Annotated in this window: 21 protein-coding genes; 11 read left to right on the forward strand and 10 right to left on the reverse strand. The window is 72.8% G+C overall.

What is annotated here, in order from left to right; genetic code table 11:
• Window positions 1-84: 84 nt before the first annotated feature.
• From AB5J56_RS22040 to AB5J56_RS22055, 4 genes are read left to right on the forward strand one after another with little or no spacing between them, the layout of a single operon-like run.
• The gene (locus AB5J56_RS22040; protein ID WP_369234481.1) at window positions 85-627 is read left to right on the forward strand and encodes a SigE family RNA polymerase sigma factor; all 543 of its coding nucleotides are present in this window, start codon (window positions 85-87) and stop codon (window positions 625-627) included.
• On the forward strand, window positions 624-1,400 hold the full coding sequence (locus AB5J56_RS22045) for a hypothetical protein (protein ID WP_369234482.1): 777 nt from the start codon (window positions 624-626) through the stop codon (window positions 1,398-1,400). Before AB5J56_RS22040 ends, AB5J56_RS22045 begins: the two co-directional genes overlap by 4 nt.
• Window positions 1,397-3,085: a transglycosylase domain-containing protein gene (locus AB5J56_RS22050; protein ID WP_369234483.1), complete on the forward strand. Its 1,689-nt coding sequence runs from the start codon at window positions 1,397-1,399 to the stop codon at window positions 3,083-3,085. Before AB5J56_RS22045 ends, AB5J56_RS22050 begins: the two co-directional genes overlap by 4 nt.
• A gap of 19 nt (window positions 3,086-3,104) precedes the next feature.
• The gene (locus tag AB5J56_RS22055; RefSeq protein ID WP_369234484.1) at window positions 3,105-3,326 is read left to right on the forward strand and encodes a hypothetical protein; all 222 of its coding nucleotides are present in this window, start codon (window positions 3,105-3,107) and stop codon (window positions 3,324-3,326) included.
• 206 nt (window positions 3,327-3,532) lie between these two features.
• Here the strand turns inward: AB5J56_RS22055 and AB5J56_RS22060 are convergent, their stop codons facing one another.
• The 5 genes from AB5J56_RS22060 to AB5J56_RS22080 form a co-directional block, all read right to left on the reverse strand.
• A complete protein-coding gene (locus tag AB5J56_RS22060; RefSeq protein WP_369234485.1) occupies window positions 3,533-4,876 on the reverse strand; it encodes a helix-turn-helix domain-containing protein in 1,344 nt (447 codons plus the stop codon).
• A 360-nt stretch (window positions 4,877-5,236) separates the two neighbouring features.
• Window positions 5,237-5,893, reverse strand: a complete 657-nt coding sequence (locus AB5J56_RS22065) for a Uma2 family endonuclease (protein ID WP_369234486.1) — start codon at window positions 5,891-5,893, stop codon at window positions 5,237-5,239.
• A 117-nt stretch (window positions 5,894-6,010) separates the two neighbouring features.
• Entirely contained in the window at window positions 6,011-6,820 is an 810-nt protein-coding gene (locus AB5J56_RS22070; protein WP_369234487.1) for a hypothetical protein, read from the reverse strand.
• Between the two features lie 98 nt (window positions 6,821-6,918).
• Window positions 6,919-7,107 carry a DUF397 domain-containing protein gene (locus AB5J56_RS22075; protein ID WP_369234488.1) on the reverse strand — a complete coding sequence of 63 codons (189 nt, stop codon included), beginning with the start codon at window positions 7,105-7,107 and terminating at the stop codon, window positions 6,919-6,921.
• Entirely contained in the window at window positions 7,067-7,909 is an 843-nt protein-coding gene (locus tag AB5J56_RS22080; protein ID WP_369234489.1) for a helix-turn-helix domain-containing protein, read from the reverse strand. The genes AB5J56_RS22075 and AB5J56_RS22080 overlap by 41 nt, the downstream gene beginning before the upstream one ends.
• A 114-nt stretch (window positions 7,910-8,023) precedes the next feature.
• Between AB5J56_RS22080 and AB5J56_RS22085 the strand changes: the two genes are divergently transcribed.
• From AB5J56_RS22085 to AB5J56_RS22095, 3 genes are all read left to right on the forward strand, one after another.
• Window positions 8,024-8,455 carry an ATP-binding protein gene (locus AB5J56_RS22085; RefSeq protein WP_369234490.1) on the forward strand — a complete coding sequence of 144 codons (432 nt, stop codon included), beginning with the start codon at window positions 8,024-8,026 and terminating at the stop codon, window positions 8,453-8,455.
• Window positions 8,452-9,690, forward strand: a complete 1,239-nt coding sequence (locus tag AB5J56_RS22090) for an amidohydrolase (protein ID WP_369234491.1) — start codon at window positions 8,452-8,454, stop codon at window positions 9,688-9,690. Before AB5J56_RS22085 ends, AB5J56_RS22090 begins: the two co-directional genes overlap by 4 nt.
• Window positions 9,691-9,779: 89 nt before the next feature.
• Window positions 9,780-10,775: an NAD-dependent epimerase/dehydratase family protein gene (locus AB5J56_RS22095; RefSeq protein ID WP_369234492.1), complete on the forward strand. Its 996-nt coding sequence runs from the start codon at window positions 9,780-9,782 to the stop codon at window positions 10,773-10,775.
• A 13-nt stretch (window positions 10,776-10,788) separates the two neighbouring features.
• On the opposite strand, the gene AB5J56_RS22100 is transcribed toward AB5J56_RS22095, so the two are convergent.
• The 3 genes from AB5J56_RS22100 to AB5J56_RS22110 are packed head-to-tail and all read right to left on the reverse strand — an operon-like array spanning window position 10,789 to window position 13,923.
• A complete protein-coding gene (locus AB5J56_RS22100; RefSeq protein ID WP_369234493.1) occupies window positions 10,789-11,988 on the reverse strand; it encodes a hypothetical protein in 1,200 nt (399 codons plus the stop codon).
• A gap of 57 nt (window positions 11,989-12,045) precedes the next feature.
• Window positions 12,046-13,158, reverse strand: a complete 1,113-nt coding sequence (locus AB5J56_RS22105; protein WP_369234494.1) for a sensor histidine kinase — start codon at window positions 13,156-13,158, stop codon at window positions 12,046-12,048.
• Between the two features lie 3 nt (window positions 13,159-13,161).
• A complete protein-coding gene (locus AB5J56_RS22110; protein ID WP_369242699.1) occupies window positions 13,162-13,923 on the reverse strand; it encodes a response regulator transcription factor in 762 nt (253 codons plus the stop codon).
• Between the two features lie 121 nt (window positions 13,924-14,044).
• On the opposite strand from AB5J56_RS22110, the gene AB5J56_RS22115 reads away from it, so the two are divergent.
• From AB5J56_RS22115 to AB5J56_RS22125, 3 genes are read left to right on the forward strand one after another with little or no spacing between them, the layout of a single operon-like run.
• Complete coding sequence (locus tag AB5J56_RS22115) at window positions 14,045-14,752, forward strand: glycosyltransferase family 2 protein (protein ID WP_369234495.1); 708 nt, start codon at window positions 14,045-14,047, stop codon at window positions 14,750-14,752.
• A gap of 37 nt (window positions 14,753-14,789) precedes the next feature.
• A complete protein-coding gene (locus tag AB5J56_RS22120; protein WP_369234496.1) occupies window positions 14,790-15,416 on the forward strand; it encodes a DUF2064 domain-containing protein in 627 nt (208 codons plus the stop codon).
• Entirely contained in the window at window positions 15,413-16,237 is an 825-nt protein-coding gene (locus AB5J56_RS22125) for a class I SAM-dependent methyltransferase (RefSeq protein WP_369234497.1), read from the forward strand. The genes AB5J56_RS22120 and AB5J56_RS22125 overlap by 4 nt, the downstream gene beginning before the upstream one ends.
• Window positions 16,238-16,583: 346 nt before the next feature.
• On the opposite strand, the gene AB5J56_RS22130 is transcribed toward AB5J56_RS22125, so the two are convergent.
• Complete coding sequence (locus tag AB5J56_RS22130) at window positions 16,584-17,870, reverse strand: molybdopterin-dependent oxidoreductase (protein ID WP_369234498.1); 1,287 nt, start codon at window positions 17,868-17,870, stop codon at window positions 16,584-16,586.
• A 338-nt stretch (window positions 17,871-18,208) separates the two neighbouring features.
• Between AB5J56_RS22130 and AB5J56_RS22135 the strand changes: the two genes are divergently transcribed.
• Window positions 18,209-19,522 (forward strand): hypothetical protein, encoded by a 1,314-nt coding sequence (locus AB5J56_RS22135; protein ID WP_369242700.1) that lies wholly within the window; start codon window positions 18,209-18,211, stop codon window positions 19,520-19,522.
• Here AB5J56_RS22135 and AB5J56_RS22140 read toward each other — a convergent pair.
• The gene (locus AB5J56_RS22140) at window positions 19,494-20,708 is read right to left on the reverse strand and encodes a PP2C family protein-serine/threonine phosphatase (RefSeq protein WP_369234499.1); all 1,215 of its coding nucleotides are present in this window, start codon (window positions 20,706-20,708) and stop codon (window positions 19,494-19,496) included. The two genes, AB5J56_RS22135 and AB5J56_RS22140, sit on opposite strands and share 29 nt — an antisense overlap.
• Between the last annotated feature and the right edge of the window lie 93 nt (window positions 20,709-20,801).

Consider the following 20,801-nt stretch of genomic DNA (forward strand, 5'->3'; position numbering starts at 1 on the left):
GACTTGGGGCCGCGCGTCGGCGCCGAGTCCCCCGCTGTCCCCCTCGCCTCCCCCCACGTACCCGACCCCGAGGGACCACCGGCCGTGCAGCACGAGATACCCGAAGCCTCCGCCGGGAGCGCCGACTTCGCCGAGTACGCCACCGTGGCCTGGCCCCGGCTGGTCCGCACCGCGCACATGCTCACCGGCGACTTCCACGAGGCCGAGGATCTCGTCCAGACCACGCTGGCCAAGGTGTACGCGCGCTGGCGGCGCATTCCGCGCGACGACGTCGACTTCTACGTACGCCGCTCGCTGGTCAACAACAACCTCAGCCGGGTGCGCAGAAGACGGGTCGCCCAGCTGCTCATGCCGTTCCTGCCCGAGCGGGTGCACCAGAGCGAGCCCGGGCACGCGGAGGCCGTCGCGCAGCGGGCGGCTCTCGGGCAGGCGCTGGCCACGCTCTCGGCGCGACAGCGTGCCGTGATGGTGCTGCGTTACTGGGAGGACCTCAACGAGGCCGAGATCGCCGAGCTGCTCGGCTGCTCGGTCGGCACGGTCAAGACCCATGCCCGTCGCGGTCTCGAAGCCCTGCGCTCCCACCCCGTGTTCGCCCGCCGCCACCCCGTCTCCGGAGCCCGCCCATGAAGCACCGCCGTCATCCCTCGCACCCCGCGGACACGGCCGGACCCGAAGCCGTAGTGGTGCGCGAGGTGTTCGCCGAGGCCGCGTACGACGTCACACCGTCCGCGGTTCCGCTGGCCGCCATCGAGCGCGAGGGGCGGCGCCGCAGAAGCCGTCGCAGGGCCACCGTGCTGGGCAGCGCGTGCGGGGTGCTGCTGGTGCCGCTGGCCGTGGTCGGCCTCCGTGGCGGGGACGGCGACGGGGGCGGCGCCGGGGAGAGCGGGACCCGCGTCACCGCGTCGCCGGCCGAGACCGGCGACGCCTCGCCCAGCCCCTCGGTGGGCGCCGGGAAGGTACGGGTGGTGACGCCCGGGGAACGGGTCCAGGTCGCGCCCGGCACGAAGATCTGGCTCACGGAGGACGGCAAGCACTGGACCGAACCGGACGTGCCCGGGCCGCAGTTCAGGAGCGTCACCGACGGCAACCTCGACATGTCCCAGCCGGGGATCAGCCTCCAGGAGTCGGGGCAGGGCGGCACGTACTTCCTCTCCGGCATCTACTACGGCGGCAGCGCCGACGCGGCCCGGGTGCGGATCAAGACGGCGGCGGGCGACGTCGACGGCACGGTGCTCAGACTCGCGGGCGGGCACAAGTGGGGCGTCTACTACGCGATGGTGAAGCAGGGCGCCATGCCGACCCCGACGTCATCGGTCGACGCGATGCCCGACTTCACCGAGAGAGTCACGGTGTACGACTCCGCGGGCGGGGTGGTCGCGAGTCAGGACTTCCGCTCATGAGGGGCCTCGGCACAAGGTTCCGGCAGCGCCTTCGCGCGCGCCTGGCCGCCCGGCGCACCCGCGCCCGCCGTTCGCGCGTCCGCCGGCTGCGCCGCGCACTGGCCGTGCTCCTCGCCCTGGTGCTGCTGCTGTGCGGTGCGGCGGTCGTGGCGTACGTCATGACGGACATCCCCGAGCCGCACCCCGAGACGGCGATGCAGAGCACCGTGTTCGTCGACACGCACGGCGACTACCTGGGGCGGCGCGGCCCGGTGGACCGGCAGGAGGTGCCGCTGAAGCAGGTGCCGCGGGCGGTACAGGAGGCGGTGATCGCCGCGGAGAATCGTTCCTTCCGTACGGACACGGGGATCGCGCCGACCTCGATCGCTCGGGCGGCGCTGTCCACGGTGACCGGGGGCGAGCGGCAGGGCGGTTCCACGATCACGCAGCAGTACGTGAAGAACGCGCTGCTGACCCCCGAGCAGTCGCTGACCCGCAAGGCGCGGGAGGCCCTGATCTCGATCAAGCTGGACCGCACCCGTTCGAAGGACGAGATCCTGGAGGGGTACCTCAACACGGTGTACTTCGGCCGGGGCGCGGCGGGCATCCAGGCCGCGGCCCGCAACTACTTCGGCGTGGACGCACGGGACTTGACGATCAGTCAGGGCGCGGCGTTGGCGGGCATCATCAACATCCCCTCGTACTACGAGAAGGCGGGCTCGGACCCGGAGGTGACGGCCACGCTGGTGCGCCGCTGGGAGTGGGTGCTGGACGCGATGGCGGACGGCGGGGCGATCACCCCCGCCGAGCGGAGCGCGGCGCGCTTCCCCGCGTTCCGCTTCTACCCGCCGGGGGACACGGACGGCCAGCGCCAGTACCTGATCGACGCGGCCACGACGGAGGCGGCCGACCGTCTGGGCATCACCCAGGACGAACTCGCGCGGGGCGGCTACACGGTGCGCACGACGTTCGACCTGACGGCGCAGGACGCGACGGCGGAAGGGGAGGAGAACGGCCTGCGCAGGGTGAAGGGATCCGCGGACGCGAACACCCGGATCCACACGGCGGTCGTGGCGCTGGTCCCCGGCGACGGCGCGGTCCGCGTCCTGTACGGCGGGGCGGACTACGCGCAGCACCCGTTCAACGACGCCCTGCACGGCGCGGTGGAGGCGGGCACAGCGCTCACGCCCTTCACCTTCGCCCCGCTGGGCGCGCCCCTGACGGACCTCCCGCGCACCGCGGCGCCGACTCCGCTGCGGCTGGCCTCGGCGTACGCGACGGCGGCGGCCGACGGCACCTACGCGGAGCCGTACACGATCGAAAAGATCTCCAGGGCGGGCCACACCCTCTACACGGCACGCCCGCACACCCGCGCCGCGATGCCCCGGCCCGAGGCGGGCGTGATCACCAAGCTGCTGCACTCGGCGCCCGGCCCCCTGGCGATGTACACCGGCAGCGCCGGAACCCGCACCCGGTGGCAGACCACGTACGACCGGCGACTCTCCGTCACGGTCGCCCTCTTCGCGGAACACCCGGCCAAAGGAAACCATCCGGCCACTCCTGCGCAGCTCCCGAGCACCACGGAAACCCTTGCCACCGGCATCATCACCGGCCTCTGGCCCAAGATCACCGGGGAGTCCGCCGACCGGTCGGGCCGGCCCGGCGAAGTGAAGAAGGACATCCAGCCCTTCCGCACGGCCGAATAGGACCCATACTGGCAACACGATGACGAAGCCAACCGCGCCCCGGCGCCACCTGCCCACCAGCCCCTTCGCTGCCCCCACCGCCCCGGAGGCAAAGCACTTCAGCCTGGGGGACCGCGTCTCCCACGACCAGTTCGGCCTGGGCACGATCGTCGGCGTCGAGGAGGGCATCGCCATGCTCGTCGACTTCGGCTCCCACCAGGCCCGCGTTGTGAGCCCCTACACCCGGATGCACAACCTCTGAGCCTCTGGCGTGTCGCTGCTCCCGTCTCCGTGAAACCTCGGTGAGACCTTGGTGGGACGGGAGCCGACGGGGCTCTCAGCGTCCCTCGTACGGGTTCTCCGGCCCCTGTACCGTCCGCACCGACGGTGACGCCCGGGACGGGCGGCCAGGCCCTCTCCGGGCCGAGGGCGCCTTTGGAGTGCGGCCCGTGCGGGATCCCGGAACCGTCACAGCGGGGGCTGTGCGGGGGCCGGGCCCAGGGTTGTCGTGCCCGGGGCGGTGCGGTGGCCTAGGCCCGTGCGGTAGGCGTCGAGGGCTGCCTCGACTCGGCCGGTGCGGCGGAGCAGGTCGCCGAGCAGTCGGCACAGGTCGGCGAGATCGCCGGCCGCGCCCGCCCGCTCCAGGAGGCTGAGCGCGCGGACGTAGTGCTCCTCGGCGGTCTCCGTGTCCCGGGCGTCCTCGGCGATGATGCCGAGCAGCCGGTGTGCGGCGGCGGAGTGGACGGCGCCGCGCTCGGAGCTGAGGTCGCCGAGCACGTCGTGCAGGAGGGCGGCGGCCTCGTCGGACTTGTCGCGGCGGTGCAGTACGTCGGCGAGCTCGACGGCGACCTGACTGGTGTAGAGGGCGGCCCGCTTGGCGGACAGCATGGTCTGCGCCTGCCTCAGCTCGGCTTCGGCGCGCTCCAGCTCGCCGTTCTGCGCGTACAGGTAGCCGCGCATCCAGTGACAGTTGGCGAGTTCCGTACGGATCTGGAGCTGGCGGTAGAGATCGGCGGCCTTGGCGAGGGAGCTGTCGGCCTCGGCGATCCGGCCCTCGGCGATCATCGTGCGCGCGACGGAGCGGTGCATCCGGGCCACCAGCGCGGGGTCGCCCGCCTTCGGGGCGAGGGCGAGCGCGAACTCGGCGGCCTGGGCGGCCCGCGCGTGGGCGCCCATGTCCATGTACGGCGCGATGACGCCCGTATAGAGGAGCAGCAGGGCGTCCGGGTCGTGCAGGCCGGTGCGGTTGAGTTCGTCGAGGGTGGACTCGAACAGGTAGCAGGCATACCGGAGTTCACCGGCGAGATAGTGCGACACCGCCCGGCCGCGCAGGGCGGGCACGCGGACCGGCAGCGGGGCGTCGCCGAGGCGCCGCTCCGACTCCTCGAAGCGCTGCCTCGCCGTCACCAGGTCCCCTGTCTCCAGGGCGCATTCCCCGAGGCCCAGCAGTGCGGCGGCCTGTTCGTCGGCCAGCCCGTGCTCGTCGGCCTCCGCGAGCAGCACGGCATACTGCTCCGCCGCCACCTCGGCCTCCCCGGTGGCGAGCGTGCGCTGCGCGTCGGTCAGCCGCAGTCGCAGGTCGATGGCGAGGTGGGCGGGACGGCCGGTGGCCAGCTCCTCGTACGCCACTCCGAGCCGCTCGGCGATGTGCCGCAGCGCGGGCTCGGAGGCCCGCACCCGGCCCGCCTCCAGCGTGGAGATGTACGCCGGCGTGTACGCCGGTTCCGCCAACTGCTTCTGTGTCAGACCGCGTTCGCTGCGCAGCTGCTGAACCCGGCGCCCGATGACCTCCGGACCGTCACGCTCCGTCATGCGGGTAAGCATGCCATTAAGGCGACTTACGCTCGGTCAAGTCCTGATCATTGTTCAACTTCCCCTGAATCACTTGCCCTTGGTGTCCAGGAGCCCCTACGTTAAGCGGCGAGTTAAGCCTGCTTAATACGCCGCTGTTGCGAGGTTGCCGTGCTCCGACGTATCTCCGCGCGCTACTCCAGAGGCTTCGCCGCGGCGCTCGTCGCCGTGACGGCACTGATCACGGCAGCGAACCTGGGCCCGGCGCGAGCGGCCACGCCCCCGACTCCCCCGGCGGTGTCCACCGTGCACGGGGTGAGGTGAGCCGGACCACTCCTCCTGCGACAGCATCATGTCCTTACGCCGACCAGGGCACGGTTTCTAGAACTCCGCCGTGTCCAGTTCGAAGCCGAGGGGGGCGGGCAACTGCACGGTCAGGCCCAGCTTGCACTTCGGCCCCTGGGCGTAGTCGTCGCCCGACGGGGCGGAGTACACCGTCACCTCGCCCTCCTCCCGGTCGATCAGCAGGTAGACGGGGATACCGGCGCGGGCGTAGCCGTGGATCTTCTTGTCGCGGTCGCGGTCGGCCGTACTTGCGGAGGTGACCTCGGCGACGAGTACGACACCCGAAGGCTCGTGCCACTCCTCCTGGTCGTCGAAGCTGCCCTTGGGCGCGACAACCAGGTCGGGGACGACGTGGCCGGTCTCGGATGCGCCGGGGACGGTCAGACCGATTCCGGTGTAATTGCGCAGGGACTCGTCCGGGCCTCGCTTGGTGACCTGCCGGTTGATCTCCGACACGATCTCCTCATGCTCCCCGTTGGCCGGTGGCGTCACGCAGATCTCCCCTTCGATCAACTCCACACGCCAGCCCTTGGGGGCCGTCGCACTGAAGAGCTCGAAGACCTGCTCCACGCTCGCGCCCGTGTAGTCGGGCACGCCGCTGTCCGTGTCGCTATCGCCGTCAGGGTCGTCGTAGGGGCCGTGAATGGCCTCACCCTGGTATCCAGGCATGATGATCGGCTCCGCCGTCGCCATGACAGACCTCCTTCGCTCGACGCGACCCTCCCAGCGTAGACCGGGAGCCCGTGCACCGAATGCGGAGCCGTTCACTCGAACGGGTGTGCTGTTACGTTTCCTCGCGCCGCGGTCCCCTCAGGTGTCCAGCGCCTTCCTGACCTCGTTCTCCGCCTTGTCCAGGCGGATGTGCGCCAAGGAGACGGAGACCCTCTTCATCGTGTCGTAGAACACGCCGAACGCGCTGAGCGGGATGGGTTCCATGCCCTCCTTGTTGATCAACGGGCCGAAGGCGGCGGTGAGGACGGAGCCGGTGTCGCCGTCGAGCGCCCCCGTTCCCAGGCCGACCACGAGATCCTGGCAGGCGGTGTCGCCGACGCGGGCGGTCCGCCCCTCTTTCAGTTCCTTGAAGTAGACGGGGAGGGACTCCGCCAGCCTCAGGGTCCGCTCGGCACCCCCGGCCGCCGGCAGCGCCGTCTTCTTCGTCTCCTTGCCGGGCGTCATCAGCCGCTCGGCGGACTCCGCCGCCGCGAGCAGCTTCCGCTCGGCCTCCTCGGGCCGCTCCGTCTCCGGCTCCCCCTGCTTCACCCACTTCTTGAACTCCTGCGCGGCCATGGAAGCCTCGTGCTCGATGATCTCCATGGCTTCGAGGGCGCCCCGCAGAGTCTTCTTGGGTACGCCCGTCGGCTTGGACAGATCCGAGTCCGCCGCCAGCGCCCAACGCATCGTCTCCGGCGTGTAGTACTCGGGGGGCGTCAGGCCCTTCTTGAGAATCTTCTTCTCGTGCGGCTCCAAGGAGGCGAGGAGTTCCTCTCCAGGGCCGTGGTAGGGCTTGCCCGCAGTGGGGAGATCGCTGAGGATCTTCCGCTTCTGCGCCTCCTTCCGCGTCTCCTTCTGCGTCTCCTTCTGCGTGTGCGCCGTGTACTCCGACTTGCCTTCCTTGCCCATGACTTCGCACCTCCGTGACACGGTGTCGTTCCACCGGTGTCTCACCGCGGAGGTGGCCAGGACAGGGGCCACGTGGGCCCCTTCGGGGGCGCGTTGGCCTACAGCGAGGCGACGAAGGTGGCGAAGGCGGCGGGGGTCACGGTGAACGCGCCCCCTTCGGGGTTCTTGGAGTCGCGGATGGCGATGTGGGGGGTCAGGGGGGCGACTTCGACGCACTCGCCGCCGCTGGTGCCGCTGTAGCTGGACTTACGCCACGTCGCGGCCGTCAACTGCTGGCTGGTCTCCATAGCGTTCCTCCATCACGCGAGCGATCAGGTCGGCCGAGCCCTCCGGGGAGAGGGCCATGGCCTGCAAGCGAGCGTATCCGACTGAACGCTCCCTGATCACTTGTGGGTTGGCGGTCATGTGACCGAGGTCGTATGACTCCGCGTAGAAGAGGTCCGGGTCGCCATCGAAGCGCAGGAGCGTGAACGAACCCATCATCCCGGTGTGCGGCCCCACCGAGAACGGCAGAACCTGGACGTTCACCCAGGCGTTCTGCTGGAACGACAACAGGTGAGCCAGTTGCTTTCGCATGACCTCCCGACCACCCACCTCCTGGAGCAACACCGACTCGTCCAGCACTACCCACAGCGCAGGCTCGCGCTGGAGAACTCGCTGCCGCTCCATCCGGGCCGCGACCAACTCCTCGACCTTGTCCGGGTGGTCCACACACAGCAGCGCCTCGGCGTACTCCTGCGTCTGGAGGAGCCCGTACACAAGCTGGCACTGATACGTGGAGATGTAAGTCGCGCTTGCCTCCATCTCCGCGAACGGTTGCAACCAGTGCGGGAGTTGAGACCGCAGCACCAACCCCAACAACCTCCCCAACGCCCCCTCCGTCCCGAGCGCCATGTCCACCCGCTCGGTGAACTCCCTCGTCGGGACCTTCTTCGCCGTCTCGATCTGTCCGATCAGGGAGCCCGTGCAGAAGACGATCGCGCCCAGCTGCTTCTGGTTGAGGTCGGCGGCCTCCCTGAGGCGGCGGAGTTCCGCACCGAAGTAGTCCAGTGGGGACGCGCCGGGATCCAGGTCGCGGATGTTCACCATGAATGTGCAACCCCCAAGCAGACGGCTCGCGTCGTTGATTCCTGGTCGTAGCCGAGCGTAATCGGGTCGCTCCACTCTGGTGACGTGAATCACGTAACTGACCAGCCAGACGCGGTGGTTGACGCGAGGTACGGCGTCAGCTTCACCGTCGGTGACCATTCGGCGCGGCATCTGCGGCGGATCCTGCGGACGTATCTCCACGCCTGGGAGATGTCCGAGCTGACCGACGCGGCGGTGCTCGCGCTGACCGAGCTGATCGCCAACGTCGTACGGCATGTGCCGGACCGGCGGGCCGCGCTGCTGATGCTGCGGCGGCCCGGCGGGGTGCGGGTGGAGGTGACGGACACGTGCTCGCAGCCACCGTCGTCCACAGCTGTGGACGAACTCGCGGAGGGCGGGCGCGGACTGCTGATCGTTGCGGCGGTCACCGACCGGTGGGGGTGGCATCCGCAGGCGGGGCAGGCGGGGCAGGGCGGCAAGACCGTCTGGTTCGAGTGTGACGTCAAGGGGCCGGCGGCACACGTGCCGCCTAGGCTGACCCCGTGACCTCACCCGCCGCACGGACCGCGCTCGACCTCACCGCCGACCTCCCGGTCCCCGCCCTGGAGGACCTCTACCGGGACCTGCACCGGCACCCCGAGCTGTCGCTGCGCGAGCACCGGACCGCCGGGATCCTCGCCGAGCGGCTGCGGAAGGCGGGGTACGAGACCACGGACGGAGTCGGCGGCACCGGCGTCGTAGGCGTGCTGCGCAACGGCGACGGGCCCACCGTCCTGCTGCGCGCCGACATGGACGCGCTGCCGGTCGCCGAGGACACCGGGCTGCCGTACGCCTCCACCGTGCCCGGCGTCATGCACGCCTGCGGCCACGACCTGCACGTCACCTGGCTGGCGGGTGCGGCCGAGGCACTCGCGGCGGGCCGGGACACCTGGTCGGGGACGCTGCTCGTGGTCGGGCAGCCCGCCGAGGAGAACGGCGAGGGTGCCAAAGGGATGATCGACGACGGACTGTACGTCCGCTTCCCGCGCCCCGACGTCCTGCTCGGCCAGCACGTCGCCCCCGGCCCGGCGGGGCTGTACGCCCACTCGCCCGGCCTGATCCTGTCCGCCTCGACGGACGTCGACATCGTCGTGCACGGGCGCGGCGGACACGGCTCGCGCCCCGAGGCGACCGTCGACCCGGTGGTGACCGCCGCGTACATCGTGACCCGGCTGCAGACCGTGGTCGGCCGGGAGATCGCGCCGCGCGACTCCGCCGTGCTGACCGTGGGGCGCATCGAGGCCGGCACCCGGCACAACATCATCCCGTCCGAGGCGCGCCTCTCCCTCAACCTCCGTACGCAGTCCGCCGAGGTCCGCGAGCGGATGCTCGCGGCGGTCCGGCGCATCGCGGCGGGCGAGTGCGCGGCGGCCGGCTGCCCGCGCGAGCCCGACGTCACCCTCGGCGCCGTCTTCCCGGCCACCGTCAACGACGCCGAGACCGACCACCGCATCGCCGCCGTCCACCGCGAGGTCTTCGGCGAGGGCACCGTCCTCGACTTCGGCCCCGCGATGGGCAGCGAGGACTTCCCGCACCTCGCCGAGGGCGGCATCCCGTACTCCTACTGGTTCGTGACCAGCACCCCCGCCGCCGTGTGGGACGCGGCCCCCGGCGCCGACCTGATGGACCGCCTCGCCGCCGTCCCCAGCAACCACAGCCCGCACTTCGCCCCCGACCTGTCGACGGTCGCCCCGGGCGTCCGCACCCTCGTCTCGGGCGCGCTCGCCTGCCTCGGCTCTTGACCTCTTGACCTCGTTGACCTCTTACGAAGTGCTGACATGCGGGGCGTTGAGCTGCCGTCCGGCGGGGCCCTGCCCCTAGCGTTCGGGACATGCGGGTACTGGTCACCGGCGGAGCCGGGTTCATCGGGTCTCAGATCGTGGCGGCACTGACCGCGCGCGGGCACGAGGCGGTGGTGTACGACCTGCGGGAGGGCAGCGACGTACGGGATCCCGTGAAGCTCGCGCGCGCCCTCACCGGTATCGACGCCGTCTGCCATCAGGCGGCGATGGTCGGGCTCGGGAAGGGCTTCGCGGACGCCGTCGAGTACGTCTCGCGCAATGACCTCGGTACGGCGGTGCTGCTGACCGCGATGGCCGAGGCGGGGGTACGGCGGCTCGTGCTCGCCGGGTCGATGGTGGTGTACGGGGAGGGGCGGTACGCCTGCGAGCGGCACGGGGTGGTGCGGCCGGGCCCCCGGGCCGTCGCGGACCTCGACGCCGGGCGCTTCGAGCCCAGGTGCCCGGTGTGCGGCGCGGACCTGAGGCCCGGACTGGTCGCCGAGGACGCCCCGGTCGACCCCCGCAACGTCTACGCGACGACGAAGCTCGCCCAGGAGCACCTGGCGGCCGCCTGGGCCCGGAGCACCGGCTGCACGGCCGTCTCCCTGCGCTATCACAACGTCTACGGCCCCGGCATGCCCCGCGACACCCCCTACGCGGGCGTCGCCTCCTTCTTCCGCTCCTCCCTCGCCCGCGGGGAGTCACCGACGGTCTTCGAGGACGGCGGGCAGCGCCGGGACTTCGTCCACGTACGCGATGTGGCGGCCGCCAACGTCCTCGCCCTGGAAGGGGACTTGGCGGGCGGAGCCCTGCACGCGTTCAACACCGGCAGCGGGGACCCGCACACCGTGGGGGAGATGGCCCGGGCGCTGGCGGCCGCGTACGGCGGTCCGGAGCCGGTGGTGACGGGCGAGTACCGGCTCGGCGACGTCCGCCACATCACGGCGGACTCGGCACGGCTGCGGGCCGAACTGGGCTGGAAGCCCGAAGTCCCCTTCGCCGAGGGGATGGTGGAGTTCGCGGGGGCGAACCTGCGTCAGGACTGACCTGCGCCTGACGTCACGCCTGTGCCTGAAGGCGGCCCAGGTGGTGCTGGACGTGGTCCAGCGCTCCCTGCCGACGCCCCGGGACGCGCAAGCGCAAGTCGGCGAGCGCGGGGCCGAGTTCGCGGGCCCGCGCCGTGTCGTCGATGCGCCCCCACTGGTGGTGCGCCCGGTCGACCGCCGACTCCACGGCGGGCGTGTGCGCGGCCTGCCCCGCACCGAGCCGCGCGGCGGCCACCGCCAGCCAGATCCGGCAACTCCCCTCCGCGTCCCCCGCGAACATCGCCAGGTCCGCCCGCACCTCCATCCAGTGCAGCACCTGCTCCGAGCCGGGCCCGTGCGCCCGCAGCGCGCTCTGCTCCCGGTGGGAGGCGAGGGCGGCGGCTTCGGCGTGACGGCCCGCTTGGACGGCGGCGCTGATAGCAGCGTGGGGGTCGACCGTCAGCCCGTCGTGGGGGTCCCCCCGCTCGAGCGAAGCCGAGAGTGGGGGAGATTCAGGACGAGGCCGTTCAGGCCGATACGGGGGTCTGGGGGCGCTGTATCCATCAGCGGCTACGCCGCGGGCCCCAGGGACACCCGCACCAACGCCGGCCGGCGAGAGGACGAGATCCGCAGAACCCCCCTCATCCGCGATACGCAACAGCGCCTGCTGATGCAACTGCGGCAACGGCGGCCGGTGCCCGCTCCGCAGGATGGTCGCGACGGCCTTCAGGTACGCAGGCTGCGCCACGGCCCGCCGTGGCGGAGGCGGCGCGACCCTTCCGTAGACCGCGGCCGCAGGCCCGGCGGTCAGCGGGTGCGCCCCGAGATGCAGCCAGGTCTCCGCGTCGGTGTGGAGGTCGACGAAGAGGCTGGTGGTGCCGGGGGCGCGCAGCCGGAGTTCCTCGGTGACCCAGTGCCAGGGGAAGCCGGTGTAGCGGACGGTCGCGGGAGTGGTGCGGGCCAGCGCGAGGTGCGGAAGCCGTTGGCGGCGGTCGAGTTGGAGCTGTCCGGCGAGGAAGACGGTGAGCGGGCCGGGTGCGGCGGCCGCGGCGCGCAGCCGGGTGAGAACGGCCTGCGGCTCCAGCGGGTCGGCGAGTTCGACGACGTTCGCGGTGTCGGTGCCGGAGAGCACCGCGGGGGTGACCGCCGCGAGGACGGGGAGCACGGAGGCCGCGTCCACCAGACACCCCTTGCCGACCGGCGAGGCCGCGAGGAGCAGCACGGTTCCGGGCATGGTTCCCTCCCCATCGATCACGTACGCGAGCACCGTAACCGCTGCGGGTGCAAACCCTCACCCCTGGGCGGTGGGAAGGGTCACCTCGAAGCGGCAGCCCCCGGTGACGTTGCGTACGGCCGCGCGCCCCTGGTGGGCCTCCACGATGCCCCGCACGATGGCGAGGCCGAGGCCCGCTCCGGCGGGGGGCGTTCGGGCGTGGGTGCCGCGCCAGCCGGTGTCGAAGACGCGCGGGAGGTCCTCCTCGGGGATGCCGCCGCAGCCGTCGGTGACGGACAGGACGACGCCCTCCGCGGAGCGTTCCGCGGCGACCGCGACCGTGCCGTCGGCGGGGGTGCGGCGGATCGCGTTGACGAGGAGGTTGCCCAGAACCCGGCTCATCTCCTTGCCGTCGACCTCGACCGGCACCGGCTCGATACGGTCGCCGACCAGCCGTACGCCGAGTTCGCGGGCGAGCGGGTCCGCGCCCGCCAGGGCGTCGCCGACGAGGTCGTACAGCGACATCCGGGAGGGCGAGAGCGCGAGGGCGCCCGCGTGGATGCGGGAGAGTTCGAAGAGGTCGCCGACCATGTCGTTGAGACGTTCGACCTCGGTGCGGATCTGGCGGAGGTAGCGGTCCGGGTCGGCCGCGACGCCGTCCTCCAGGGCCTCGGACATCGCGCGCAGGCCCGCGAGGGGGGTGCGCAGGTCGTGCGAGATCCAGGCGACGAGTTCGCGCCGGGAGGTCTCCAGGGCGCGTTCGCGGTCGCGGGACTCGGCGAGCTTGGCGCTGGTGGTCTGCAACTCGCGGCCCAGCGCGGCGAGTTCGGCGGTCGCCGCGCCGTGCGGGGCGGCGAAGGCGCCGCCGTCGCCGAAGGAGCGGGCGGCGAGGGTGAGTTCCCGGCTGCGGGCGACGACCCAGCGGCCGAGGAGCAGGGCGGTGACGAGGGAGACCACCGCGGCCATCGCGACGACCGTCGTGACGACCTTCAGGTCGTGCGGCGACAGGAACATCGCCCACGCCACGGCCAGCGTGCCCGCGAGCATCGCGGTCACCGCCACCACGGCGACGACGGCGAGCGACGCGGTCAGCGAGCGGCGCCGGATCACCCGGAGCGCGAACGCCCCGAGCAGCCCGGCCGCGGCGGCGCCGAGGAAGGCGAAGAGGGCGATGAGGAGTGTGTCGTGCATGGCTCACGGCTCCTGTGCGACCGGTGAGTCCGCTTCGGGTGTGGGCTCCTCGAAGCGGTAGCCCACCCCCCACACGGTCTGGATCAGGCGGGGTCTGCCCGGGTCGTCCTCGACCTTGCCGCGCAGGCGGCGGACGTGCACGGTGACCGTGGACAGGTCGCCGAAGTCCCAGCCCCACACCTCGCGCATCAGGTCCTCGCGGCTGTAGGCGCGGCCGGGGTTGCGGAGGAAGAACGCGAGGAGGTCGAACTCCCGGATGGTGAGGGCGAGTTCGGCCCCGTCCTTGGTGGCACGGCGGGCCGCCGGGTCGACGGTGAGACCGGCCGCGCTCAGGGGGCGCAGCGGGCGGGTCGCGGGGCGGGTGCGGCGCAGCACGGACTCGACGCGCAGTACCAGCTCGCGCGGGCTGAACGGCTTCGTCACGTAGTCGTCGGCGCCCACCTCCAGGCCCAGAATGCGGTCGTCCTCGTCGCCGCGGGCGGTGAGCATGATGACGGGCACGGGGCCGCGGCTCCGTATCCGGCGGCACACCTCCAGGCCGTCCATGCCGGGCAGCATCAGGTCCAGTACCACCAGGTCGGGCCAGTGCGCCGCGGCGCACGCGAGCGCGGCGGGGCCGTCGCCGGCGCGGTCCACGGCGTAGCCCGCGCGGTCGAGGTAGCCGGAGACCACCTCGGCGACGGTGGGGTCGTCGTCCACCACGAGGACCCTCGCGGGGGCCGACGGGGCGGGGGGCCGCGGAGGTGATTCGTTCGGCTGCGGCATTTCGTGCGGCTGCTGCATATGACCAGCGTCGCACCGTGCCCGCGTGGAGGGCGCCGTACGGCGTGGACGTCCGTGTTTCGTAAGGAGCGGGAGTCGGAAATGTCTTTTTCGTCTCCGTAGGGTGAAAGCCGTGACGACCTCTCCCGTGAACCCCGAAGAGCCTGGTGTGGACGTGGTGCTGCCCTGCCTCGACGAGGCCGACGCGCTGCCCTGGGTGCTGGCCCGGATCCCGCCCGGCTGGCGCGCGATCGTCGTGGACAACGGCTCCACCGACGGCTCCGCGGACATCGCCCGCGGGCTCGGTGCGACCGTCGTGCGCGAGGAGCGGCGCGGGTTCGGCGCCGCCTGCCACGCCGGGCTGACCGCCGCCACCGCCGACATCGTCTGCTTCTGCGACTGCGACGCCTCGCTCGATCCGTCGCTCCTCGTGCCGTTCGTGCGCGAGGTGCGGGGTGGCGGGGCCGATCTTGTGCTCGGGCGGCGGCGGCCTCGGGGGCGGGGCGCCTGGCCGGCGCACGCCCGCGCGGGGAATCTCGCGCTCTCGCATCTGCTGCGGCGGCGTACGGGGTTGCGACTGCACGACCTCGGGCCGTTGCGGGCCGCTCGGCGTGAAGCGCTGCTTGGGCTCGGGCTGTCCGACCGGCGCAGTGGTTATCCGCTGCAGATGGTCGTGCGGGCGGCTGACGCCGGGTGGCGGGTGGTCGAGCACGACGTGCCGTATCTGCCCCGGGCCGGGGCTTCCAAGGTCACGGGGACCTGGCGGGGGACCTGGCAGGCGGTGGTGGACATGCGGCGCGTGCTGGCCGAGGCCGTGACGAAAACCCCGTAGGGCCCACCAGCCACCCACCACACCGGAGGCACCCTCAGTGACCACCCTGCTCGTCATCGCCAAGGAGCCACGGCCGGGGCGTGTGAAGACCCGGCTCACACCCCCGTTCACCCCCGAGGAAGCCGCCTCGCTCGCCGAAGCGGCCCTGCGGGACACGCTGGACGCCGTACTCGCGACGCCCGCCCGGCGGCGGGTGCTGGTGCTGGACGGGGCCCCCGGGCCCTGGCTGCCGCCCGGCTTCGACGTCGTAGCGCAGTGCGAAGGCGGCCTCGACGAGCGGCTGGCCGCGGCGTTCGCCGGGTGCGCGGGGCCGGCGCTGCTGGTCGGGATGGACACACCGCAGGTGAAGCCGGGGCTGCTCGCCACCGACTGGGCGGAGTGCGACGCGTACTTCGGGCCCGCCGAGGACGGCGGGTTCTGGGCGCTCGGGCTGGCCGCACCGGACCCGGACCTGCTGCGCGGCGTCCCGATGTCGACGGACACCACCGGCGCCGTACAGCGGCAGCGGCTCGTCGCGGCGGGCCTGCGGGTGCGCGAGCTGCCGCGGCTGCGGGACGTCGACACGGCGTACGACGCGGAGGTGGTCGCCGCCGACGCGCCGCACGGGCGGTTCGCGGCGGAACTGGCCCGGCTGACCGCGGGCACGGCGGGCGTCGCCCGATGACCACCGTGGCCGACAGCGGCACAGACACCGACACCGACACGGACACCGGCCCCGAAGCCGCGGGCGCCTGGTGCGCCGACCCCTACGCCGACGCCCTGCGCACCGGCCGCGGCCCTCTCTTCCTGCGCCGCACCGACGGCTGGCTGCTCCCGCTGGAGGTCGAGCGGTGGTGCGCCGGGGCCGACGCCGCCGATCTGGACCTGCTGCGGCGCTGCGAGGGCGCCGTGCTCGACGTGGGGTGCGGGCCCGGACGGCTGGTCGCGGCGCTCGCCGGGCAGGGGCGCCGGGCACTGGGCATCGACGTCAGCGAGGCCGCCGTCGAGCACACCGTGCGGGTCGGCGGACAGGCCCTGCGGCGGTCCGTCTTCGAGACGGTGCCCGGCGAGGGCCGCTGGGGCACCGCCCTCCTCGTCGACGGCAACGTCGGCATCGGCGGCGACCCGCGCGCCCTGCTCCGGCGGATGTCCGAACTCCTCGCCCCGGGCGGGCTGTTGATCGCCGAGACCGTGCCGGTGGACGACGTCGACGAGCGCGTGCGTGTGCGCGTCGCCGACGGCCGGGGTGCCACCGGCGCGCCCTTCCTCTGGGCCCGCCTCGGCACCCCGGCCCTGCTGCGGCACGCGCTGCGCACCGGCTGGCACCCCGCCGATCAGTGGACGACCGGCGGCCGCTCCTTCGCCGCCCTGCGCAACCGCAGCGACCGCCGCGAGCGAAGCGAGCGCAATGCCAGGAGCGCCGCCGAGCCACCGAACAGCACGGCCGTGATCAGCAGCCAGCGGGCCATGAAGCCGTCGCCGGACAGGCCGGTCTTGGACGCGTAGCTGTCCGCGACCTGCCCGCTGATCAGCGGGAACCACATCAGCAGCAGAAGGCCGGAGAGCGCCGCCGGGACGCGGACGTAGAGCGTCCACTCCCGGCGTCCGACGCCCGCGAGCCCCCGGGTGACGGCCCGGTCGGCGACCGCGTAGAGCGGCAGCAGCACCAGGTCGTGCAGCAGGGCCGCGCCGACGACCCAGAGCGCCACCTCGAACCAGTCGTCCGCGAGCAGCCGTACGCCCGCGTAGGCGGCGAGCGCGAACGAGCAGGCCAGGAGAAGGATTTGAAGGAGGCTGCCGACCGGAAGCCGAACCGGAAGCCGGAGCCTTTGGTTCATCAGGGGCCTTCGCATCACAGGTCTCCGAACGTCATCCCGGCCACCCACTTGGTGTTGAGCACGCCGGGGGCGGCGGGCACGATGATCCGCGCCGGGTAGCCGTGGTCGGGGGTCAGGGTCTCGCCGTTGACGTACAGGGCGAGCAGGGAGCGCGGGTCGCGGACCTGGTTGGCGCGCAGCGCGGCCCTGCGGAACGCGCCGTGGCGCTGGAGGGACTCCACCAGCACGTCGGGCGCGCCCTCCTCGTCGTGACCGACGAGCGCCGCGAGGTCCCGCAGCCGTACGCCCCGCCACCACTGGTCGGACGTCGACCAGCCCTCCACGCAGGCGATCGGCAACGCGGCGCTGTGCAGGGGGAGTTGAAGGAGTTCGGCGCGGCTCAGCCGTACGGTGCCGGTGCGGCCGGTGACGACCAGCCGCCATGCTTCCTCGGTCGTCTCCGCCGTGCGGATGCCCGCCACGGCGGCCGTCTTGTTGATCTGGAAGCCATTGGGGCCGGTGCCCGGTTCTGGGCCGCCGTGCGGTGCGAGTACGGCGGTCTCGCGCAGCGGTCCGTCGAAGTTGCGGCCGGCCGTGGTGAAGAACAGGAGCAGGGAGGCGCCGCCGACCAGGCCGAGGGCGCCGCGCCGCGAGACGGTCGGCTCGACGGGGTTCGGCGACACCAACTCGTCGGGTTCCTCACGCGGCTTCGCCCTCTCGTCGGTTTCCTCGTGCGGCTTCTCGCCGGGTTCCTCGCGCAGGGTGCGGATGTTGCGCAGGGCCGCGGGCGTCTTCAGCACGGCGTGCGCGACGAACGCGGCGAAGAAGACCCAGGCGCCGTAGAAGTGCAGGGGGTAGAAGGAGCCGGGGAAGATGTAGTCGAGCTGGATGTTCAGGATGCCGGTGGTGAACTCGAAGAGCGCGCCGCCGACCAGCAGGAGCAGCGAGATCCGCTCCAGCGCGTGGGCGATCGAGCGGGCGGGCGGCAGCGCGAACAGCTTCGGGATCACCGACCACAGCTTCGCGAGCAGCACGGGGACGAGGACGAGCCCGAGGGCGACGTGCACGCCCTGGTTCAGCCGGTACAGCCAGACCGGGTCGGTCGGCCAGGAGAAGAGGTAGAAGCCGAGCAGGCCCTTGTCGGGGGTCTTGTCGTTCACCGGCGCCAGGTCCGGGTTGTAGGCGGCGTACGACACCAGTCCCGTCACGAACAGGGCCGTGATCCCGAGGAGCAGTACGAGGCCGAGCACGGACGTGAACCAGGGGCCGCGCAGGGGGCTGCGCCAGAACCCTGGGGAGGTGGGGAGCTTGTGGTCGCGCATGTTCCGACCGTAGGCAGGGGCACCCCCGAAAGAGGGCCCACGACTGATGACGAAACGCTGACGTCCGGTGCTGTGACCCCTTCGGCCGCCCTACCCCGACCTAGCGTTCCCCTGTGAACCGCGACCACCTCCGCGCCACCCGCCCGGACGCCGCCACCCAGCCGGACGATCCCACCACCCGACCCGCCGACACGGGCCGCGACGAAGGCCGTCCCACCGAAGCCCGCCGCGACCACGATCGCTCCACCGACACCGGCCGCGCCGACGATCACCCCACCGACGCCCGCCGCCGCGAGGCACGTCCCCGCGTCGCACGCCTTCCCGCCCTCCTCCCCGACCTGGGCGCCGCCCTCGCCGCCGCCCTTCTCGTCCTCGCCGCCGCGCTCGTGGGCACCGCCGTCCAGCACGCGGACGGCACGCTGTTCGTGAACTGGCCGCCGTTGCTGGCCACTTGGGCTCCGCACGTGGGGCCCGGCACTCCGGTCGCGATCGTCGTCGCCCTCGTCGTCGTGGCGTACGGGCCCGCCGTCGCAGCCCGGCTGCCCTGGCGGGCGCTGCTCGGGACGGCGTGGGCGTCGGCCGTGGTGTGGACGTTCGGGCTCGCGCTCATCGACGGGTGGGGGCGCGGGATCGCCCGGAAGCTGACGACCAGGTACGAGTATCTCCAGGTCATCGACCGTTTCGACGACATCCCCGGCACCCTGCGGGACTTCACCCACCACATCCTGCTGGACTCTCCCGGCCACTGGCCCCCCCATGTCGCCGGGCACCCCCCGGCGTCGACCCTCACCTTCGTCCTCCTCGACCGGATCGGGCTGGGCGGCGGCGCCTGGGCGGGCGTCTGGTGCATCGCCGTCGGCGGGACGGCGTGCGTGGCCGTCCTCGTCACCGTGCGGCTGCTGGCCGGCGAGGCCCTGGCGCGGCGGGCGGCGCCGTTCCTCGTGCTCGCGCCCAGCGCCGTGTGGGCGGGCACGTCCGCCGACGGATACTTCGCGGCGGTCGCGGCCTGGGCCCTCGCCCTGCTGGCCCTCGCGGTCACCGGACACGCACCCCGCACCTGCGCCACGGCCGCCGGGCTCCTCTTCGGACTCACCTTCTACCTCTCGTACGGCCTCACGCTGGTCGTCGTGATCGCCGCAGCCGTGCTGGTACTCGGCCGCGACGGGCCCCGACCCCGCGCCCGCCCGCTGCCCCTCCTCCTCTGCGGACTCGCCGGACTCGCCGTCGTGCCCACCGTGTTCACGCTCGCGGGCTTCGACTGGTGGGAGGCGTACCGCCTGTTGGTCACCCGCTACCGCCAGGGCGCGGGCGGCGTGCGGCCGTACGGCTACTGGGTGTGGGCCAACCTCGCGTGCACGGTGCTGATGACCGGGCTCGCCACCGCGGCGGGCGTGCGGCGGGCCGCGGTCTCCCTGCGCGCCCCGCACGACCCCCACGACCGGCGGCTCGCCCTCCTCGTCGTGGCCGCCCTGCTGGCCCTGCTGATCGCCGACCTCTCCGGCATGAGCAAGGCGGAGACGGAGCGCATCTGGCTGCCGTTCGCGGTGTGGCTGCTGCCCGCGGGCGCGTTCCTGAGCGCTCCGCGGGCCTGGCTCGCCGCCCAGGCCGTACTCGCGCTGCTGGTCAATCACCTGCTGCTGACCGGGTGGTGACGGGGCCCGGCCCCGGGCGTCGTACGGCGAAGACCGTCGTGTCGTCGGCGAGGCGCCCACCGCAGTGCCGCAGCGTGCCGTCGCGCACGAACGCGACCAGGCGCTGCGGTTCGGCCGTGCCCGGGTCGGCGGACACGGCCTCGGCGACCCGCTTCCGCAGCGGGTAGAAGGCCCCTTGCGCGTCACGGGCCTCGGTCACGCCGTCGCTGACCAGCAGCAGGGTCTCGCCGGGGGCCAGCGGAACCCTGAGGACCAGGGGCGGTCCGTCCACCAAATCGCCGAGCCCCAGCGGGAGTCCGTCCCCCGGCGGCAGGCGGCGTACACCGTCGGGGGCGACCACGAGCGGCGGCTCATGCCCGAAATTGACCACCGCGACGAAGTCCACGTCGGGGTCCCGGCTCTCGGGGAAGCCGACCAGGACACCCGTCGCGAACCGCTCCCCGTCGTCCCGCCCCACCGCCTTGCGGTAGCGGACGTGCCGCAGCATCCGCACCTCCAGGCGGTCGGCCACCGTGGCGAGTTCCGGCTCGTGGTACGCAGCCTCGCGGAACGTGCCGAGCAGCGCGGCGGCCGCCTCCACCGCCCCGAGCCCCTTGCCCTGGACGTCACCGAGGACGACCCGGGTGCCGCGCGGGCCCGGCTGGATGTCGTAGAAGTCGCCGCCGACGCGGGCCTCGCTGTCGGCGGCGAGGTACACGGCCGCGTGGTCCAGGTCGCCCCAGCCGGGCGGCAGCGGGCGCAGCACGGTGCGCCGGGTCGTCTCGGCGATGTCCCGCATGTGCAGCATGCGCCGGTCGCCGCGGACCCGCACCGCGCAGGCCAGCGTCGCGAGGATGCCGCCGAGGGCGACGAGGATGAAGTCGGGCAGGCCGGTCTGGTACTGGTGCGGCCAGGCGTTGTCCACGAGGACGTACGTCAGGAGCGAGAGCACCGCGAACGCCGCCGTGCCCCACACCCCGCAGATCGCGGCGGCGATGCCGGGCACCAGCACGATCCACGAGATGACCCGGAACTCGCCCGTGGTGTTCCAGTCGACGACCGCGATGGCGGCACACAGGAACAGCGGCGGAACCCAGGCGACGCTGCGGCCGTGCACCCGCAGGAGCCGCTGCCGCTCGGCCGCGGCGGTCTCGTGCCCGGCGCGCGGCAGCCGGTCGAGCACGGCCCACCGGTCGCCCTGCCTCATGCCGTCAGCGAAACACGCCGCCAGGGCCGCCGCATCCCGACCCGCATTCCTTCGGATCCGATCCGCAGCCGACTTGCCAGCCGCCTGGGCGAG

Source organism: Streptomyces sp. R21, assembly GCF_041051975.1.
Taxonomy (GTDB): domain Bacteria; phylum Actinomycetota; class Actinomycetes; order Streptomycetales; family Streptomycetaceae; genus Streptomyces.

Excerpts from the sequence above, each read along its gene's own strand:
- AB5J56_RS22045 (WP_369234482.1), top strand. The coding sequence starts at position 624 with ATGAAGCACCGCCGTCATCCCTCGCACCCCGCGGACACGGCCGGACCC.
- AB5J56_RS22050 (WP_369234483.1), top strand. The coding sequence starts at position 1,397 with ATGAGGGGCCTCGGCACAAGGTTCCGGCAGCGCCTTCGCGCGCGCCTG.
- AB5J56_RS22055 (WP_369234484.1), top strand. The coding sequence starts at position 3,105 with ATGACGAAGCCAACCGCGCCCCGGCGCCACCTGCCCACCAGCCCCTTC.
- AB5J56_RS22060 (WP_369234485.1), bottom strand. The coding sequence starts at position 4,876 with ATGACGGAGCGTGACGGTCCGGAGGTCATCGGGCGCCGGGTTCAGCAG.
- AB5J56_RS22065 (WP_369234486.1), bottom strand. The coding sequence starts at position 5,893 with ATGGCGACGGCGGAGCCGATCATCATGCCTGGATACCAGGGTGAGGCC.
- AB5J56_RS22070 (WP_369234487.1), bottom strand. The coding sequence starts at position 6,820 with ATGGGCAAGGAAGGCAAGTCGGAGTACACGGCGCACACGCAGAAGGAG.
- AB5J56_RS22075 (WP_369234488.1), bottom strand. The coding sequence starts at position 7,107 with ATGGAGACCAGCCAGCAGTTGACGGCCGCGACGTGGCGTAAGTCCAGC.
- AB5J56_RS22080 (WP_369234489.1), bottom strand. The coding sequence starts at position 7,909 with ATGGTGAACATCCGCGACCTGGATCCCGGCGCGTCCCCACTGGACTAC.
- AB5J56_RS22095 (WP_369234492.1), top strand. The coding sequence starts at position 9,780 with ATGCGGGTACTGGTCACCGGCGGAGCCGGGTTCATCGGGTCTCAGATC.
- AB5J56_RS22100 (WP_369234493.1), bottom strand. The coding sequence starts at position 11,988 with ATGCCCGGAACCGTGCTGCTCCTCGCGGCCTCGCCGGTCGGCAAGGGG.
- AB5J56_RS22105 (WP_369234494.1), bottom strand. The coding sequence starts at position 13,158 with ATGCACGACACACTCCTCATCGCCCTCTTCGCCTTCCTCGGCGCCGCC.
- AB5J56_RS22110 (WP_369242699.1), bottom strand. The coding sequence starts at position 13,923 with ATGCCGCAGCCGAACGAATCACCTCCGCGGCCCCCCGCCCCGTCGGCC.
- AB5J56_RS22125 (WP_369234497.1), top strand. The coding sequence starts at position 15,413 with ATGACCACCGTGGCCGACAGCGGCACAGACACCGACACCGACACGGAC.
- AB5J56_RS22130 (WP_369234498.1), bottom strand. The coding sequence starts at position 17,870 with ATGCGCGACCACAAGCTCCCCACCTCCCCAGGGTTCTGGCGCAGCCCC.
- AB5J56_RS22140 (WP_369234499.1), bottom strand. The coding sequence starts at position 20,708 with ATGAGGCAGGGCGACCGGTGGGCCGTGCTCGACCGGCTGCCGCGCGCC.